At 69.7% G+C, this 16,012-nt stretch carries 14 protein-coding genes and 1 pseudogene; 10 read left to right on the top strand and 5 right to left on the bottom strand.

Features of this window, described 5'->3' with window-relative positions; genetic code table 11:
• The 6 genes from ACIBK3_RS36160 (at nt 1) to ACIBK3_RS36135 (ending at nt 8,451) form a co-directional block, all read left to right on the top strand.
• Nucleotides 1–1,758 carry a dolichyl-phosphate-mannose--protein mannosyltransferase gene (locus ACIBK3_RS36160; protein WP_399371920.1) on the top strand — a complete coding sequence of 586 codons (1,758 nt, stop codon included), beginning with the start codon at nt 1–3 and terminating at the stop codon, nt 1,756–1,758.
• Between the two features lie 908 nt (nt 1,759–2,666).
• A complete protein-coding gene (locus tag ACIBK3_RS36155) occupies nt 2,667–3,092 on the top strand; it encodes a MarR family winged helix-turn-helix transcriptional regulator (RefSeq protein WP_399371919.1) in 426 nt (141 codons plus the stop codon).
• Between the two features lie 119 nt (nt 3,093–3,211).
• Nucleotides 3,212–4,102 carry an NmrA/HSCARG family protein gene (locus ACIBK3_RS36150; RefSeq protein WP_399371917.1) on the top strand — a complete coding sequence of 297 codons (891 nt, stop codon included), beginning with the start codon at nt 3,212–3,214 and terminating at the stop codon, nt 4,100–4,102.
• A 108-nt stretch (nt 4,103–4,210) separates the two neighbouring features.
• Nucleotides 4,211–4,720: a transposase gene (locus ACIBK3_RS36145; RefSeq protein ID WP_399371916.1), complete on the top strand. Its 510-nt coding sequence runs from the start codon at nt 4,211–4,213 to the stop codon at nt 4,718–4,720.
• 325 nt (nt 4,721–5,045) lie between these two features.
• Entirely contained in the window at nt 5,046–6,674 is a 1,629-nt protein-coding gene (locus tag ACIBK3_RS36140; RefSeq protein ID WP_399371914.1) for a penicillin-binding transpeptidase domain-containing protein, read from the top strand.
• 94 nt (nt 6,675–6,768) lie between these two features.
• On the top strand, nt 6,769–8,451 hold the full coding sequence (locus ACIBK3_RS36135) for a penicillin-binding transpeptidase domain-containing protein (protein WP_399371913.1): 1,683 nt from the start codon (nt 6,769–6,771) through the stop codon (nt 8,449–8,451).
• Here ACIBK3_RS36135 and ACIBK3_RS36130 read toward each other — a convergent pair.
• Nucleotides 8,428–8,805, bottom strand: coding sequence for an SsgA family sporulation/cell division regulator (locus tag ACIBK3_RS36130; protein ID WP_399371911.1), 378 nt, complete (start codon nt 8,803–8,805; stop codon nt 8,428–8,430). The genes ACIBK3_RS36135 and ACIBK3_RS36130 overlap by 24 nt on opposite strands.
• A gap of 257 nt (nt 8,806–9,062) precedes the next feature.
• Here ACIBK3_RS36130 and ACIBK3_RS36125 point away from each other — a divergent pair, with 257 nt between their 5' ends.
• A complete protein-coding gene (locus tag ACIBK3_RS36125) occupies nt 9,063–10,238 on the top strand; it encodes a serine hydrolase domain-containing protein (RefSeq protein ID WP_399372024.1) in 1,176 nt (391 codons plus the stop codon).
• A 1-nt stretch (nt 10,239) separates the two neighbouring features.
• On the opposite strand, the gene ACIBK3_RS36120 is transcribed toward ACIBK3_RS36125, so the two are convergent.
• Nucleotides 10,240–10,515: a DUF1876 domain-containing protein gene (locus tag ACIBK3_RS36120; protein ID WP_399371909.1), complete on the bottom strand. Its 276-nt coding sequence runs from the start codon at nt 10,513–10,515 to the stop codon at nt 10,240–10,242.
• A gap of 202 nt (nt 10,516–10,717) precedes the next feature.
• On the opposite strand from ACIBK3_RS36120, the gene ACIBK3_RS36115 reads away from it, so the two are divergent.
• Entirely contained in the window at nt 10,718–11,122 is a 405-nt protein-coding gene (locus ACIBK3_RS36115; RefSeq protein ID WP_399371907.1) for a RidA family protein, read from the top strand.
• 3 nt (nt 11,123–11,125) lie between these two features.
• Here the strand turns inward: ACIBK3_RS36115 and ACIBK3_RS36110 are convergent.
• Nucleotides 11,126–11,260: pseudogene (locus ACIBK3_RS36110) on the bottom strand (EamA family transporter); the annotation flags it as partial.
• 48 nt (nt 11,261–11,308) lie between these two features.
• On the opposite strand from ACIBK3_RS36110, the gene ACIBK3_RS36105 reads away from it, so the two are divergent.
• Both ACIBK3_RS36105 and ACIBK3_RS36100 read left to right on the top strand, forming a co-directional pair.
• The gene (locus ACIBK3_RS36105) at nt 11,309–11,995 is read left to right on the top strand and encodes a maleylpyruvate isomerase N-terminal domain-containing protein (protein ID WP_399371906.1); all 687 of its coding nucleotides are present in this window, start codon (nt 11,309–11,311) and stop codon (nt 11,993–11,995) included.
• Nucleotides 11,996–12,369: 374 nt separating this feature from the next.
• Nucleotides 12,370–12,834, top strand: a complete 465-nt coding sequence (locus tag ACIBK3_RS36100; protein ID WP_399371904.1) for a MarR family winged helix-turn-helix transcriptional regulator — start codon at nt 12,370–12,372, stop codon at nt 12,832–12,834.
• Nucleotides 12,835–12,943: 109 nt separating this feature from the next.
• Here ACIBK3_RS36100 and ACIBK3_RS36095 read toward each other — a convergent pair whose 3' ends face one another.
• A complete protein-coding gene (locus tag ACIBK3_RS36095; protein ID WP_399371903.1) occupies nt 12,944–15,196 on the bottom strand; it encodes an MMPL family transporter in 2,253 nt (750 codons plus the stop codon).
• Between the two features lie 126 nt (nt 15,197–15,322).
• On the bottom strand, nt 15,323–15,922 hold the full coding sequence (locus ACIBK3_RS36090; RefSeq protein WP_399371901.1) for a TetR/AcrR family transcriptional regulator: 600 nt from the start codon (nt 15,920–15,922) through the stop codon (nt 15,323–15,325).
• Nucleotides 15,923–16,012: the final 90 nt, after the last annotated feature.

The following is a 16,012-nucleotide window of genomic DNA, read 5'->3' as shown; positions in this document are numbered from 1 at the left end:
GTGACCAGTACCGCGTCCTCCACGGACACCCGGCAGGACCAGGCCCCCCAGGACCAGCGGCCCTCGTGGCAGCAGCGGCTGCGCCGTTTCGGCTACCAGGCCGGGCCCAGAGGCGACGTGCGCGAGCAGCTGGTGCCGCCGTACGTGAAGCCCAGCCCGCGGCTGTGGCAGGTACTCGGGGTGTCCGGGCCGATCGCCGGCCGGCTGACCCGCTGGTCCGGCTGGGGCGGCCCGCTGCTGGTGACGCTGTTCGCGGGCATCCTGCGCTTCTACCACCTGGGCAGCCCGAAGCGGGTGATATTCGACGAGACGTACTACGCCAAGGACGCGTGGGCGCTCGTCCACCGCGGCTTCGAGGTCAACTGGGGCAAGAACGTCAACGACCTGATCCTGGCGAACAACGGGAACGTGCCGATCCCGACGGACGCGGCGTACGTCGTGCACCCTCCGGTCGGCAAGTACGTCATCGGGCTCGGCGAGCTGATGTTCGGCTTCAACCCGTTCGGCTGGCGGTTCATGACCGCGCTGCTCGGCACCCTGTCGATCCTGATCCTGTGCCGGATCGGCCGCCGGATCTTCCGCTCCACCTTCCTCGGCTGCCTGGCGGGCGCGCTGATGGCGGTGGACGGCCTGGCCTTCGTGATGGCCCGCACCTCGCTGCTCGACGGCGTGCTGATGTTCTTCGTGCTGGCCGCGTTCGGCTGTCTGGTCATCGACCGCGACAGGACCCGCGCGAAACTCGCCGCCGCGCTCGCGGTGTCCGCCGGGGCTGAGGGGGACGGCCGGGCCCGCCCCGACCCGCACATCGCGGAGACCACCCGCTTCGGATGGCGCCCCTGGCGCTGGCTGGCGGGCCTCACGCTGGGCCTGGCGATCGGCACCAAGTGGAACGGCCTCTACGTGCTGGCCGCGTTCTGTGTGCTGACGGTGCTGTGGGACGTCGGCACCCGCAGGGTCGCGGGCGCGTACCGCCCGTACGCGGCGGTGTTCCGGCGGGACCTCGGCCTCGGGTTCCTCGCCACCGTCCCGGTCGCGCTCGCCACGTACGTCCTGTCCTGGCTCGGCTGGATCCTCTCCCCCGCCAACGGCAAGGGCGGCTACTACCGCAACTGGGCCACCACCCCCGACGGCAAGGACAGCAGCTGGTCCTGGCTCTTCCCGGACTGGTGGCGCAGCCTGTGGCACTACGAGCACGAGGTCTACAAGTTCAACATCAACCTCTCCTCACCGCACACGTACCAGTCCAACCCGTGGAGCTGGCTCGTCACGGGCCGCCCGGTCTCGTACTTCTACGAGTCCCCCGCACCCGGCAAGGACGGCTGCCCGGCCGACGCGGGCGAGAAGTGCGCCCGGGAGGTCCTCGCCATCGGCACGCCCCTGCTGTGGTGGGTGGCCTGCTTCGCGATCCTGTACGTGCTGTGGCGCTGGTTCTTCCGCCGCGACTGGCGCGCGGGCGCGGTCGCCTGCGGTATCGCGGCCGGGTACCTCCCCTGGTTCCTCTACCAGGACCGCACGATCTTCTTCTTCTACACGATCGTCTTCGTCCCGTTCCTGTGTCTGGCCGTCACCATGCTCCTCGGCGCGATCATCGGCCCCCCGGGCTCCACCGACACCCGCCGCGTCGCGGGCGCCACCGGCGCGGGCATCCTCGTCCTGCTGATCGCCTGGAACTTCATTTATTTCTGGCCCCTGTACACCGGCACCGCGATCCCCATCGACCAGTGGCGGTCGCGGATGTGGCTGGATACCTGGGTCTAGCTGCGCAGACGTTCCAAGTGGGCACGGCAATCTGCCGAGCCCACTTGGTCGTTGTCGGTCGTTAGCGGCCGTCGTCGGCCACCCTCGGACGGCCCGGAGGCGGCCCAGTGCCGGCGCCCCGACCGTCTCCGAAGAGACCTCAGGAGATGACGTCACGGGAGGCTCCGGTCACACAAGGGCTCCCGGAGGGCATCCCCGCCGGAGCGGAAGGCCCGTGATCCAGGAGCTGGTGCCCACAGGCCAAGCACTTCAACGCGCATGTGTACAGCAATCTGGCAGAAGCATCGGCAAAGCAGTCGCGGGGACAAGTCGTGACCCTCGATGACGTACTCAGAGAGATGGAGGACCAGGCGAAACAGGAGGCGCGGAGAAACGACTGACGGTGTCCAGGTCGGTCACGCCCGTACGCTTCCGGGGCGTCGAGCAGTCTGTAGACCTGTCCGGTAACGGACAGTCCATGGGACTCAGCTCAAGCCGCAAATGGGAGCCGTTCGGGAGCTGGGGTGCGGTCCGTGAACCCATGAATTGCTGCCCGCGCACAGCGCTGGGCGAGCCACCCAGAGACTTCCTAGTACTCCAGCCGTGCCCGTAGATCGTTATAGCGAGTGAAGTGTTGCTTCTTGGCGTCGGCAGTGGCTGGTGCGGGCTCGGTGTTGGTGGCATCGGCGCCAGATCGACCAGGCGTGGGCGAGCATCGCGAACACCGGCCAACGACGCCAGGAGGTCCAGCGGCGGACCTGGTGCTCGTCGAGTCCGGCCGGATTTGCCAGGCACCGAGGACTTCGCGGAGGGGTCGCGGCGCTCCAGGCCAGGCCAGGCAAGGCGGATTTCACCGGCAGCTGGACGGTCGGGCAAGCCGGTCGGCGTCGGTAAACTAGGCGTTCGGCACCAGACGAGGGGCGGCGGGCGTGGACTACGGCGACAAGCTCTTCTGGCTCTCGGTCCTGATCCAGCGGAGGTACGCGCAGATCTGCGCCGAGTACGACCTGACTTCCTCACAGGCCACGCTGCTGTGCGCGATCAAGGACGAGCCGCGGCAGATGACGTACCTCGCCGCCTCGCTCGGCATGACCAAAAACGCGCTGAGCCAGCTCGTCGATCGCACCGAGCGGCGCCACCTGGTCAGCCGAGCGAGTTCAGAGCAGGACCGGCGGGTCATCATGCTCAGCGTGACGCCCACGGGGAAGGTGCTCGCCGAGGCGGTGTTCGCCGAGACCACCAAGCGCCTGCCCGACGTCGCGGAGAACCTCGACGCCGACGACCAGCGCGACCTCGAACGCCTGGCCACCGCCATCGTGGACGCGTCGGGCGTCTCGGCGTCCACCTCGTCCTGACATACCGCGCAGTCCTCCTGGGCACCCTCATGCCTTGCGTCAGTTCATGGCATGAACTAGTTTTGTTCATGCCATGAACTAGTCAGGGTTCATGCCATTCCCTAGGGAGAGGTGACGACATGGTCACGCGGGAAAACGGTGCGATCGCGGTCTTCGGTGCGACGGGACAGCAGGGCGGGGCGGTCGTCGACGCGCTCCTGGCCCGAGGAGCGCGGGTGCGGGCCCTCGTCCGCACCCCCAAGTCCGATCGAGCGCAGGCGCTGGCCGCCCGAGGCGTCGAGCTGGCGACCGTCCGGATCGACGACCCGGCGTCAACGATCGCCGCGCTGGAGGCGGTCGACGCGTTCTACTTCATGACCCCGGAGGCGAACAGCCTCGAGGAGGTCGAGGAGGAGGTCCGAGTGGGCACCGCCCTCGTCGATGCGGCGGCCGCAGCGCGCGTGCCACACGTCGTGTTCAACTCGGTCTTCGGAGCGGATCGCGAAACGGGCGTGCCGCACCACGACTCGAAGCACCGGATCGAGGAATACCTGAAGCTTTCCGGTCTGAGGACCACGATGGTTCGCGCGACCGCCTTCATGGAGAACTTCGCGACCGTGATGGCGCCGAGCCTGGAGGACGGAACGATCGTGGTGAGGCTGCCGCTGCCGAACGACATCGCCCTGAAGATGATCTCGGTCAAGGACATCGGCCAGGTCGCCGCCGCGATCCTGCTCGACACCGCGGACGTGCCCGGCGGAGCCATCGAGGTCATCGGCGACGAGCCAACGGGCCCCCAGATCGCCGCCGCGTTCGGGGCGCGCGCCGGGCTACCGTCACGCTACGAGGCCCTGCCACTGAGCGTCCTCGGCAACGACCTCGACAAGGCGATGTTCCGCCAGTTCGCCGAGGCGTCCGAATACCCGTCAGACCTCGCAGCAGTGAAGGCGATCGTGCCGACCACCTGGGATCTGGCCGAGTGGATCCGCTCCACCGGCTGGACCGCGCCCGCGGACCGGGTCCGTTCCTGATACTCCAGCCGTAGGCCGTGATCTTGCCGGCGTGGCGGTCCCGGACTGGCCGTGGGCCACAGAGTAGAACCTGACCGTTGGCCAGCCGAGACCGACAGGCTGCTCGCCTTGATCGCCGCCAGGTTCGGTCGGATCGAGACTCGCCGCCGCGCCGCCCGGTTCCTGGTCGGGCTGCTGGCCGACCAGCCCCGGAAGAACTGCCGAAGTCCTGGACAGGCGCCCCCGACCGGTGCGCCGAAAGCTGGGGTGCCCGCCGACATCGAGTTCCTGACCAAGCCCGCGCTGGCCACGGGCATGATCTGCCGCGCCCTGAACGCTGGGGTGCCGGCGCGATGGATCGCCGGGGACGAGGTATATGGCGCGGATCCCGCCCTGCGGGACGAGCTGGAGATCCGCCGGGTCGGGTATGTGCCGGCCATCGGCTGCGATCGTCGCGTCCCGACCGCGTTCGGGCTCATCCGCGCGGACACGCTCACCGCCAGCCTGCCGAAACGAGCGTGGCAGCGGCTCTCGGCTGGGGCCGGGGCGAAGGGCGAGCGCTACTACGACTGGGCCCTCTTCACGTTGAGGGTGCGTGGCTCGCCCGACTACGACGTGACGTCGGCCCAGCACTGGTGATCAGCTGCGGTCTTCGACGCTGCTGTCGATGATCTCTCGGAACAGCTCGCGAGCCTGATCGCGGATTTTTCGACATCCGCGATGTCCGGCTCGTCACCGTCCGCCAGCATCCGGGCCTGGAGTTGCTCGGAGCGCAGCCCGCCGTAGCGGTCTCTACGACACGAGCGGTATCGCGCAGCAAGGGGCCGGGTTCCGCCGCTGCCGTGCCGTCGAGCTCCGCGACAGCCACGACGCTGGATACCCGGGTCTGGCCCCGCCTGTCACAGGCGCCCCGTACAGTGCGAAGGACCAAGTGGGGTACGGGGAAACGGGAGGGGACAGTTCCATGGCCAGGGGGGTCAAGGCCGCCGTCGTGGGTGGTGTGTTCGTCGTGATGGTGGGCGGGGCGGGGTACGGGGCGTACAACTTCGTGTCCGCGTTGAACGGGGACAGCAGCGGCAGCGCCGGGCCCGCGGCCGTCAGGAGCGGGCCGCCCGGCGCGGACGAGGTGAAGGAGACGTCCGCCAAGTTCTTAGCGGCCTGGGAGAAGGGGCAAGCGACGCAGGCGGCGGCGTACACGAACAACGCCGCGGCGGCCGGGCCGCTGCTGACGGCGTACAGCCAAAGCGCCCGGATCAGCGATGTGAAGATCACCCCGGGTACGGCGTCCGGCGCGAGCGTGCCCTACACCGTGCAGGCGAAGGTGACCTACGACGGGACGTCCAAGCCGCTGGCGTACAAGAGCCGGCTGACCGTCGTGCGCGGGGTGTCCACCGGGCGGGCCCTGGTCGACTGGCAGCCCTCCGTGATCCACCCCCAGCTGCGGCGGGACGACACCCTCGTCACCGGGGAGGCGGCGAACCCGCCGATCGAGGCCGTGGACCGCGACGGCACCGTGCTGACGAAGGAGAAGTACCCCTCCCTCGGCACGATCCTGGACACCCTGCGCGCCAAGTACGGCGACAAGGCCGGCGGCACCCCCGGTGTCGAACTGGTGATCAGGCACGCCGACGAGGGCGACGCCGACACCTCGCTCCTCACCCTCACCGAGGGCAAGCCCGGAAAGCTGCGGACCACGCTCAGCGCGAGTGCGCAGGCCGCGGCCGAGAAGGCGGTCAAGCTGTACGCCAACTCGTCGGTGGTCGCCGTGAAGCCCAGCACCGGTGCGGTGCTGGCGGTGGCCAACAACCGCGAGGACGCCTTCAACGCGGCCTTCGAGGGCACCGTCGCGCCCGGCTCCACGATGAAGATCATCACCGCCGCGATGCTCATCGACAACGGTGTGACCTCGATGAACGGCCCGGCACCCTGCCCGGACACCGCGGTCTACCGAAGCCAGACATTCAAGAACCTCACGAACATGAAGGCCAACGAGAGCGCCACGCTCGCCAACAGCTTCCTGCGGTCCTGCAACACGGCCTTCATCAAGCTGATCGACGAGAAGCCGCTCACCGACGAGTCGCTGACCACGGAGGCCGAGACCCGGTTCGGCCTCAACCAGGACTGGAAGACCGGCATCGTCTCCTTCGACGGCAAGGTCCCCGCGACGGACGGTCCGGACCGGGCCGCCAACGCGATCGGCCAGGGCCAGGTCCAGATGAACCCGCTGAACATGGCCTCCGTGACGGCCACCGCCATCACCGGCGCCTTCCGCCAGCCCTATCTGGTCCCGGCCGGGCTCGACGACCGCCAGATGGCCACCGCCAAGGGCCTGCCGTCCGGCACCGCCGCGCAGCTCAAGCAGATGATGCGACTGACCGCGACCCAGGGCACCGCCGCGAACGCGATGGCCGGGCTCGGCGGGGACATAGGCGCGAAGACCGGTTCCGCCGAGGTCGACGGACAGACGGTGTCCAACAGCTGGTTCACCGGGTTCCGCAACGACGTGTCCGCGGCGGCCATGACGGAGGAGGGCGGCCACGGCGGCGACGCGGCCGGTCCTATTGTCGCAGCTGTGCTACGAGCTGCCGGCTGAAGTCACCCGCGAAGGACGGGACTCTAGGCTGGTGCCGTCGTTGTGGTGAACGAGGGCAACGGTGACCCTGGGATTTCGCGGAGGAACGAAGGCTGTGGGCAACAGAAGGCGCGTCGCCGAGCGACGGAAGACCAAGCCCGCCGTGGTCGGCGGGATGATCGCCGTGGCCGTCGGCGGCGTCGCCTTCGGCGCGTACGCGCTGTACGGCGGTGGGGCGGCGGCCGACGACCGGACGCAGACGACGTCCTCGATCGCCGACCAGAAGGCCAAGGACATCCCGAGCGGCCCGCTGTCGGCGACCGAGGTCACCACCACCGCCCGGACGTTCCTCACCGCCTGGCAGCAGGGCAGGGTCCCGCAGGCGGCCGCCGCCACGAACGACACCGCGGCGGCCACCAGCCTGCTCACCGGCTACGCCAAGGACGCCCACCTCAAGGGCGTCACCCTCACCCCGGGCGCCCGCACCGGCGACAAGGTGCCCTTCTCCGTGAAGGCCACGGTGTCGTACAAGGGCACCGAGAAGCCGCTGACGTACGCCAGCGCGCTGACCGTCGTCCGCGACACCACCGACGGGAAGCCGCGCGTCGACTGGCACTCCTCGGTCGTCCACCCCGACCTCCAGGACGGCGACACGCTGGTCACCGGCGAGTCCGGGACCCCGCCGGTCAACGCGTTCGACCGGGACGGCGGCGAGATCACCACCGCCAGGTACCCGTCGCTGGGCCCGGTCCTGGACGGGCTGCGCGAGAAGTACGGCAAGACGGCCGGCGGCAAGGCGGGCATCGAGCTCAGGGTCGTGCGCGGCAAGTCCGCGAAGTCGTCGAAGGCGTCGGACAAGACGCTGCTGGAGCTCAGCAAGGGCACGCCGGGCACGGTGAAGACGACCCTGAACCCGACGCTCCAGGCGGCGGCGGAGCGGCAGGTCGCCAAGAAGGCCAGGTCGTCGGTGGTCGTGCTGCGTCCCTCGACCGGCGAGATCCTGGCCGTGGCGAACGCCTCCCAGGGCTTCAACACCGCCTTCCAGGGCTCCCTCGCCCCCGGCTCCACGATGAAGGTCATCACCTCCTCGCTGCTGATCGAGAAGAAGCTGGCCTCGCCCGACAAGGCGCACCCCTGCCCGAAGTTCTTCACCTACGGCGGCTGGAAGTTCCAGAACGACGACAAGTTCGAGATCAAGGGCGGCACCTTCAAGGCCAGCTTCGCCCGCTCCTGCAACACCGCCTTCATCAGCCAGGCGCCCAAGCTCGACAACGGCGACCTGACCCAGCAGGCCCAGCAGGTGTTCGGCCTGTCCATGAACAACTGGGCCATCGGTGTGCCCACCTTCGACGGGTCGGTGCCGGTGCAGAGCGCGGCCCAGAAGGCGGCCTCGCTGATCGGGCAGGGCGGGGTCCGGATGAACCCGCTGAACATGGCGTCCGTGTCGGCGACCATCGAGTCGGGCACCTTCAAGCAGCCCTACCTGGTGTCCCCGACGGTCGACAACCGCAAGCTCGCCACCGCCTCCCGCACGATGTCCTCGGACACGCTGGCGAAGCTGCGGGAACTGATGTCGTACACGGCGTCCGCCGGTACGGCGGCCGAGGCGATGTCCGGGGTCACCGGCAACGTGGGGGCGAAGACCGGGTCGGCGGAGGTCGACGGCCAGAAGAAGCCGAACGGGTGGTTCACCGCCTACCGGGGCGACCTCGCGGCCGCGGGCGTGGTCCAGCAGGGCGGCCACGGCGGTGACACGGCGGGTCCGATCGTGGCGTCACTGCTGAAGATGGGCGGCTGACTCCCGGAAGGCGGCCGGGGTGGCCGTGTAGGTCCGCCGCAGGAACCTGAGCAGGGCCTTCGTCTCGAACTGCACCACGGAGACGCCCTCGTCGGAGTGGAACTCGACCACGGCCTGGACGCGCCCGCACGGCCACACGCGGACGTCGCCGCTGCCGGCCGGGGCGCGCAGGCCCTGTTCGAGGAGCGAACGGGAGAAGGTCCATTCGGGTGCACCGGGCAGCCGGACCCGTACCGAACGCGGGTCTGTCTCGGGGTCGTAGCGCAGGATGACCGGGACGGCCTCGTCTCCCTCTTGCGGGATATCGGCGTCCGTCACGATGTGAGCTCGCGCATACTGTTCGACCAGAGACATCGTGACCGCCCTCTCACGCTGCGTAACCTGTGCGGAACCTGTCCGTTCCTCCCCTTTTCAGGCTCGCACATTTCCGGGATCACGCCTCCGGGAGCGAAGATGCTCTTCCTCACGCCCGCACCATGTTTCCCCGCCCTGTTCCCTGCTCGGCGTCACTCGCGTCCTTGCCGGCTCCTTCCGAGGAATCGCAGGCGCCTCCGGCTTGTTGCGCGTGTTGTCGCAGGTGATCGGACGGGAGTACGGGCGTGGAGACGGACGTGGACGTGAACGGCACAGCCGCCGAGGGCTTCGAGCCGGTCAGGGACGCGTTCGTACGGAACTTCGCGGCACTCGGGGAGAGGGGCGCGGCCGTCGCCGTGTACCGGGACGGGCGCAAGGTCGTCGATCTGTGGGCCGGCGCCAAGGACGTCGACGGGACCGAGCCGTGGCAGCGCGGCACCGCTCAGGTGATCCGCTCGGCGACCAAGGGCGTCGCCGCCGCCGTACCCCTGCTGCTGCACCAGCGCGGGGAACTGGACCTGGACGCGCCGGTGGGCGAGTACTGGCCCGAGTTCAAGGCGCACGGCAAGGACCGGGTGCTGGTGCGGCACATACTCGACCACCGGGCCGGGCTGCCGCTGCTCGACCACCCGATCACGCCGGAAGAAGCCCTCGACCCGTACCGGGGCCCCGAGGCGGTCGCCGCCCAGTCCCCCCTCTGGGAGCCCGGCACGGACCACGGGTACCACGCGCTGACGTACGGCTGGATGCTCGACGAACTGGTGCGGCGTGTGACGGGGCGGAGCGCCGGCGAGTGGATCGCGGACTCGATCGCCGGGCCGCTGGGCCTGGACCTGTGGCTGGGGCTGCCGCCCGAGGAGGAAGCAGCAGGCCGGGCCGGCCGGGTCGGCCCACTGGACGAGGCCCCCGAGCCCGCCCCGGGGCCGGGACTGCGCGTCCGTCCGAAGCGCGCGGTCAGCGAGGCCTACGACGACCCGGGCTCCGTCACCCGCCGGGCCTTCGCCGCGATCACGCCCTTCCCCGACCAGAACGACCCGGCGTACCGCGCGTCGGCCCTGCCCGCGACCAACGGCATCGCGACGGCCGACGGGCTGGCCCGCTTCTACGCGGCCCTGATCGGCGAGGTCGACGGCACACGGCTGTTCGACCCGGCCACGGTGGAGGCGGCCCGCGCCGAGGAGTCGGCGGGCCCGGACCGCGTCCTGGTAGTCAACACCCGCTTCGGCCTCGGCTACATGCTGCACGGCAGCGCGTCACCGCTGCTCGGCCCCGGCTCTTTCGGCCACCCGGGCCGCGGCGGCGCCCTCGGCTTCGCCGACCCGGAGACCGGCATCGCCCTCGGCTATGTCACCAACGGCTTCCGCAAGACCGTGACAGCGGACCCACGGGCGCAGGCGCTGGTCAGGGCGGTAAGGGCGGCCCTGGCCGGGTGACTCACACGTTGATCGGGTGGGACGTCCGTCCGGACACCTGGTCGATCTCGCCGTGCGCCTTGGTCAGCAACTGCATGGCCAGTTCGTTCAGCGCGCGGGCCGCGGCGATCTCCTCGCCCACCCTCGGCTGGTTCGGGTCGATGCGGTGACGGCTGGCGTGCCCGTGCGTGCGTACCTCGGTACCGTCGGGCAGACGCAGCATCGCGGCCGCCCGGGTGCGCTGATCATCCTCCTGGAACTCCAGCTCGATGTGCCATCCGACAGTGCTGTGCGTCATGACGATCACCTCCGGAACACCTGCTTCCAGAGTGCCCCTCGAAAACCGCGGGCGCACCCCTCGGGCACACGGTCGCTCTCCCGGGAAGCGAACCGGTGGAAGGGCGGTCGTGGAAGGGCGGTCGTGGAAGGGCGGTCAGTGAACGGCGGCCGGTGAAGGCCGTCGGTGGAATGGTCCGGCCCGCGCGGGACGTTCACCGGGCATGACCCGTGACCAGCGCACGATCACGAACCCGCCCGCCCTGCACGATCCGACGCCGTTCGGCTACAGCCACGCCGTCTCGGCGCCCGGACAACTCGTCTTCATCGGCGGCCAGTACGCCTCGGACGCCACCGGCGCCCCCGTCCCCGGCGACTTCGCCGCGCAGGTCGACCTGGCCTTCGACCGGCTGCGCTCGGCCCTGGCAGGCGTGGGCCTCGGATACGAACACGTCGTCCGGCTCGGCACGTTCATCGTCGACCACGACCCCGGCAAACTGGAGATCCTCGGCAAGGCACTCCACACCCGCTTCGGCGACCGCCTCCCCGCCCAGACCCTGAGCGGAGTCGCCTCCCTCGCCCTGCCGGGGATGCTGTTCGAGGTGGACGCGGTGGCGGTACGGCCGTAACGCCTACCCGGCGTGCAGCATCAGTCCGATCCCCACCACCAGCAGCCCCGCCGCGGCGATCCGCGGCGCACCGAACCGTTCCTTGAAGAACACGGCACCGATCGCGGCGCCGACGATGATCGACGTCCGCCTCTGAGCACGTTCGAGACCGCTGCTGGACCAAGCCCGGCCGGGTAGCTTGATCGCATGGACCAGGGGCGGGTAGTTGAAGCGTTTCGTCTTGAGGCTGGGCAGCTCGCACGGGCGATGGCCGGCGTCTCGATGGCTGAGTGGCGACTGCCGACGCGGTGTGCGCCGTGGACGGTGAGCGAGTTGCTGGCGCATGTCCGGGTGGTGATTGCATGGCTGCCGGGCATGCTGGCCGCGCCGGCGCCGCCCCGTGCCGAGATCTCGGCGGTGGAGTACTACCGGCCCGACGACCGTTTCGCTCCGGACACCAACGCGGCTCGGATCGCTCTGGCCCAGGATCTTGCGGCCGAGCAACTCAGCGGTGCTGCGCTTGCCGAGGACTTCAACGTCACCTGGCAGCAGGTGGACCGACTGTGCCAGGCCGAGCCGGAAGGTCGTGTAGTTCGTACCCGGCACGGGGATCCGATGCTTCTGTCGGAGTTCCTGCTGACGCGGGTGGTCGAGGTCGCCGTGCACGGCTTGGACCTGGCCGACGCCCTGAGGCGCGAACCATGGCTGACTCCCCAGGCCGCAGATGTGGTGCAGGACCTTCTGCTCGGTGGCGCGGATGGGGCGGCGGCGCTGGAGAAGTTGGGGTGGAGACAGCTTCGTTTCCTGCGTAAGGCGACGGGACGCGAGCCGATCACCGAAGAGGAAGCGCTGGACGTCAGCCGCCTGGGCATCCGCTGGCTCACACTGGGTTAAGAATACTCAGCGGCAGCCTCGCGCGGGTGGTGCCGCCAGGCCCGAGCTTCCCTTCTGAACCTCTTCCCGCGATCCGGGCGCCATTCCCACAAGGACGCTGTTGGCGAATTGGCCCGACCTGCCAGAACGAGTCGGTGCTGAGCGGCGGTGGGGGCATGCGCGTCGTACCTCAAGGCTGGATGTCCAGAGCTTCCTTGGCCTGCCTCCGAAACTTAGCAATCAGCGACGCATAGGTCGTGATCTCCGCGCGACCTCACACCCGGCCCGGAACGTGCTGATTCGGCCACCACCGGCCAACAACACCAGGAACGGTTCTCCGCCGGTGCCGCCACCTCGGAGGGCCTTCAGGACAGTAGCCATGTACCGTACCCGGCGTGAGTGACACTCCCGCCCCCCTCGGTCCCACCCCCGGCTACCTGGTCTGGCGGCTGGCCAACAAGTGGCGCACCGCCGTGGACCAGGCCCTGGCGCCCCTGAACCTGACCCACGCCCAGTACGTGGTGCTGGCCTCGCTGTCCGGGATGGAGCGGTCGGGCCGGCAGCCGAGTCAGCGGGAGCTGGCCGACCACACGGGACTCGAGGCGCTGTACGTCTCCAAGCTGGCCCGTTCCCTGGAGGCGGCCGGGCTGGTCGGACGGGCCCGGGACACCGAGGACACCCGGGTGGTGCGGCTGGCGCTCACCGATGAGGGACGTACGACCGTGCGGCCCGCCATCGACGCCGTACAGGTGCTCCTCGACCGGTTGCTGACCCCGCTGGGCGGGCTGGACGACCGGCGGACCGAGGAGTTCAAGCGCACCCTGATCACCCTCCTGGACACTCCCCTGGGCCCGGCATGAGAGAGCCGGTGAGGGCTCCCCGTCCCCACGGGGCCCTCACCGGCCGGTCTGTTTCAGCTCGGGGCGCGCGTCGGGCGCGCCTGCCGGTCTGTTCAGCTCAATCCGCGCGTCAGGCGCGTACGAGCTCCTTCTTCTCGTCCGAGTCGGGGTCATGGTCGCCGCTCGCGTTCGCGTCCCTGTCGGCCTGGGTGCGCAGGCCCTCGCCCTCGACGTCCACGTTCGGCAGGGCGCGGTCCAGCCACTTCGGCAGCCACCAGGCCTTCTTGCCGAGCAGCGCGAGCACCGCCGGGACGATCGCCATGCGGACGACGAACGCGTCGAAGAAGACGGCGATCGCGAGGCCGAAGCCGATCATCTTGATCATGGCCTCGCCGGCGCTGATGAAGCCGCCGAAGACGGCCATCATGATGATCGCGGCGGCGGCCACGACCCGGGCGCTGTGCCTAAAGCCGGTGACCACGGCCTGGGCCGGCGTCTCGCCGTGGACGTACGCCTCCCGCATGCGGGTCACGAGGAACACCTCGTAGTCCATCGCGAGGCCGAAGACCACGCCCACCATGAAGATCGGCATCATCGACATGATCGGGCCGGTCTCCTCGACGCCGATCAGCCCGGACAGCCAGCCCCACTGGAAGACCGCGACCACGGCACCGAGCGCGGCGAGCACGCTGAGCAGGAAGCCGAGGGCCGCCTTCAGCGGGACCAGGATGGAGCGGAAGACCGCGATGAGGAGGAGGAAGGCGAGGCCGACCACCAGACCCAGATAGGGGATCAGCGCGTCGTTGAGCTTCTGCGAGAAGTCGATGTTCATCGCGGTGGTGCCGGTGACCAGGACCTTCGCGCCCGTGTCGGCCTTGATGCCGGCGCCCTGGTCGCGGATGGCGTGCACCAGGTCCTCGGTCTGGACCGAGGACGGCTTGGAGCCCGGGATCACGGTGATCGTCGCGGTGTCGCCGGCCTTGTTGAACGCGGCCGGGGTCACCGTCGCCACGTCCTTCAGGCCCTTGATCCCGTCGGTCACCGTGGTGGCCGCGGTCTTGGGGTCGTCGCTGTTCTTGGCGTCGACCACGATCATCAGGGGGCCGTTGAAGCCGGGGCCGAAGCCCTCCGACAGCAGGTCGTACGCCCGGCGCTGGGTGGTGGACGTCGGCTGGGAGCCGTCGTCGGGCAGCCCCAGTTCCAGCTGGGAGGCCGGGAGGGCGATCGCCCCCAGGCCGACCACGCCGAGCAGCAGCACGGCGGCCGGACGGCGGATGACGAAGCCGGCCCAGCGGGCCCCCATGCCGGGCTTGGCCTGCTGCTTCCGGGTGTTCTCGGAGGTGTCGCCGCCGCGCGGCCGGCGCTTCTCGCCCGCCGCCCTGACCTTCCTGCCCGCGTATCCGAGCAGCGCCGGGACCATGGTGAGCGCGATGAGGACGGCGACCACGACCGTGCCGGCCGCCGCGAGGCCCATCTTGGTCAGCATCGGAACGTTGACGACCGCGAGGCCCGCCAGCGCGATCACGACCGTGAGGCCCGCGAAGACCACCGCGGAGCCGGCGGTGCCGGTGGCGCGGCCGACCGCCTCCTCACGGTCACGGCCCTCGGCCAGTTCGCCGCGGTAGCGGGAGACGATGAACAACGCGTAGTCGATGCCGACCGCGAGACCGATCATCAGCGCGAGCGTGGACGTGGTGTCACCGAGGTCGAGCGCCTTGGCGAGGGCGGTGATGGTGGAGACGCCGATCCCGACGCCGATGATCGCTGTCAGCAGCGGCAGTCCGGCCGCGACCAGCGAGCCCAGGGTGACGACGAGGACGACCGCGGCGAGGGCGAGGCCGACGATCTCGCCGGCCGCCCCCGGTTCGGCCCCGGCCTGAAGGGCGTCACCTCCGACGTCGACGGTCAGCCCGGTAACCCGGGCCTCGTCGGCGGCCGTCTCCAGGGCGTCCCGGGTCGCGTCCTTGAGCTCCATGCCCGGAACGTCGTACTTCACCGACGTGTAGGCGACCGTGCCGTCCTTGCTGACGGCGTTGGTCTTGAACGGGTCGGTGACGGAGACGACCTCGGAGCCGTCGCTCAGCTCCTTGACGACCTTGTCGACGGTCGCCCGGTTGCCGGCGTCCGTCATCTTCTCGCCGTCGGGCGCCTTGAAGACGACGCGCCCGGTCCCGCCGTCCGCGCTGGCTCCGGGGAAGCGCTGCTCCAGCAGGTCGAAAGCTTTCTGCGCTTCCGTGCCGGGGATGGAGAAGGAGGTGGTTCCGGCGGCGGGGGCGCTGGCCGCGCCGACGCCCGCGAGCGTCAGCAGGGCCACCCATATCAGGGCGACGACATGCCGTCGCCGGAAGGCGAGCCGGCCCAGTTTGTAGAGGAACGTGGCCACGAAGGCGTACTCCCGGTCAGGTCGTGGTGTGGTGCGGGAAGGGGTGATCAGCCCGGTGGGTGGCAGGCGTGATCGTCCCGACGACGTGAGCGGTTACGTCAGGTGGGGTCCAGCTGTGGGGACTTGCTAGGGGATGTCCACGCCGAGGGCGGGGAGGACCACGGCGTCGGTGTACGAACGCAGGAAATCCTGCGTGGGCGGCCTGTCGTCGATCAGCGTGCGGGTGGCGAACGCGCCGACCAGCATGTGCACGACGTACTCGAGCGCCGGGCAGTCGGCCCGGATCTCGCCTCGGTCGACCGCGCGTTGCATCACCCGCTGAAACTCGGCCATCTCCGGTTCGACGAGCAGTTCCTTGAACGCCCGCATCAGATCCGGATTGGTGTGCGACGCCATGGCGAGCGCCCGCATCAGGTCGGAGTTCCGCTCCATGGTGCAGTCGTCCTCGCGCGCGAGGAGGGTGTGGAGGTCACCCCGGATGGTTCCGGTGTCGACATCGCCGATCCGGCCAGGCTTGTTGTGCCGCATGGCCTTCACGACCAGCTCGGGCTTGCCGCCCCACTGGCGGTAGAGCGTGGCCTTGCTGGAGCGTGTACGGGCGGCCACGGCGTCCATCGTCAGGGCGTCGTAGCCGACTTCGCGGAGCAGGTCGAGCACGGCCGAGTACAGCTCGGCCTCGCGCTCGGGCGTGATCCGACTGCGACGCGCCGTTGCGACCTCAGTCATGACTCTCACCTTCCCCGGCTCCGAACGACACGGTTTCGTACGTGACGAATGTAGCGCATCCACCAAGCGAAACGAAACTGTTTCGTTCGT

The organism is Streptomyces sp. NPDC050287, assembly GCF_044459385.1.
GTDB lineage: Bacteria > Actinomycetota > Actinomycetes > Streptomycetales > Streptomycetaceae > Streptomyces.
Note: the sequence above shows the minus strand (reverse complement) of the source record. Positions and strands in the feature narration are given on the sequence as shown.

Bases quoted from the DNA above. Each gene is read 5' to 3' on its own strand.
- ACIBK3_RS36150 (WP_399371917.1), top strand. From the start codon at position 3,212: ATGGTCACGCGGGAAAACGGTGCGATCGCGGTCTTCGGTGCGACGGGA.
- ACIBK3_RS36140 (WP_399371914.1), top strand. From the start codon at position 5,046: ATGGCCAGGGGGGTCAAGGCCGCCGTCGTGGGTGGTGTGTTCGTCGTG.
- ACIBK3_RS36130 (WP_399371911.1), bottom strand. From the start codon at position 8,805: ATGTCTCTGGTCGAACAGTATGCGCGAGCTCACATCGTGACGGACGCC.
- ACIBK3_RS36120 (WP_399371909.1), bottom strand. From the start codon at position 10,515: ATGACGCACAGCACTGTCGGATGGCACATCGAGCTGGAGTTCCAGGAG.
- ACIBK3_RS36115 (WP_399371907.1), top strand. From the start codon at position 10,718: ATGACCCGTGACCAGCGCACGATCACGAACCCGCCCGCCCTGCACGAT.
- ACIBK3_RS36105 (WP_399371906.1), top strand. From the start codon at position 11,309: ATGGACCAGGGGCGGGTAGTTGAAGCGTTTCGTCTTGAGGCTGGGCAG.
- ACIBK3_RS36090 (WP_399371901.1), bottom strand. From the start codon at position 15,922: ATGACTGAGGTCGCAACGGCGCGTCGCAGTCGGATCACGCCCGAGCGC.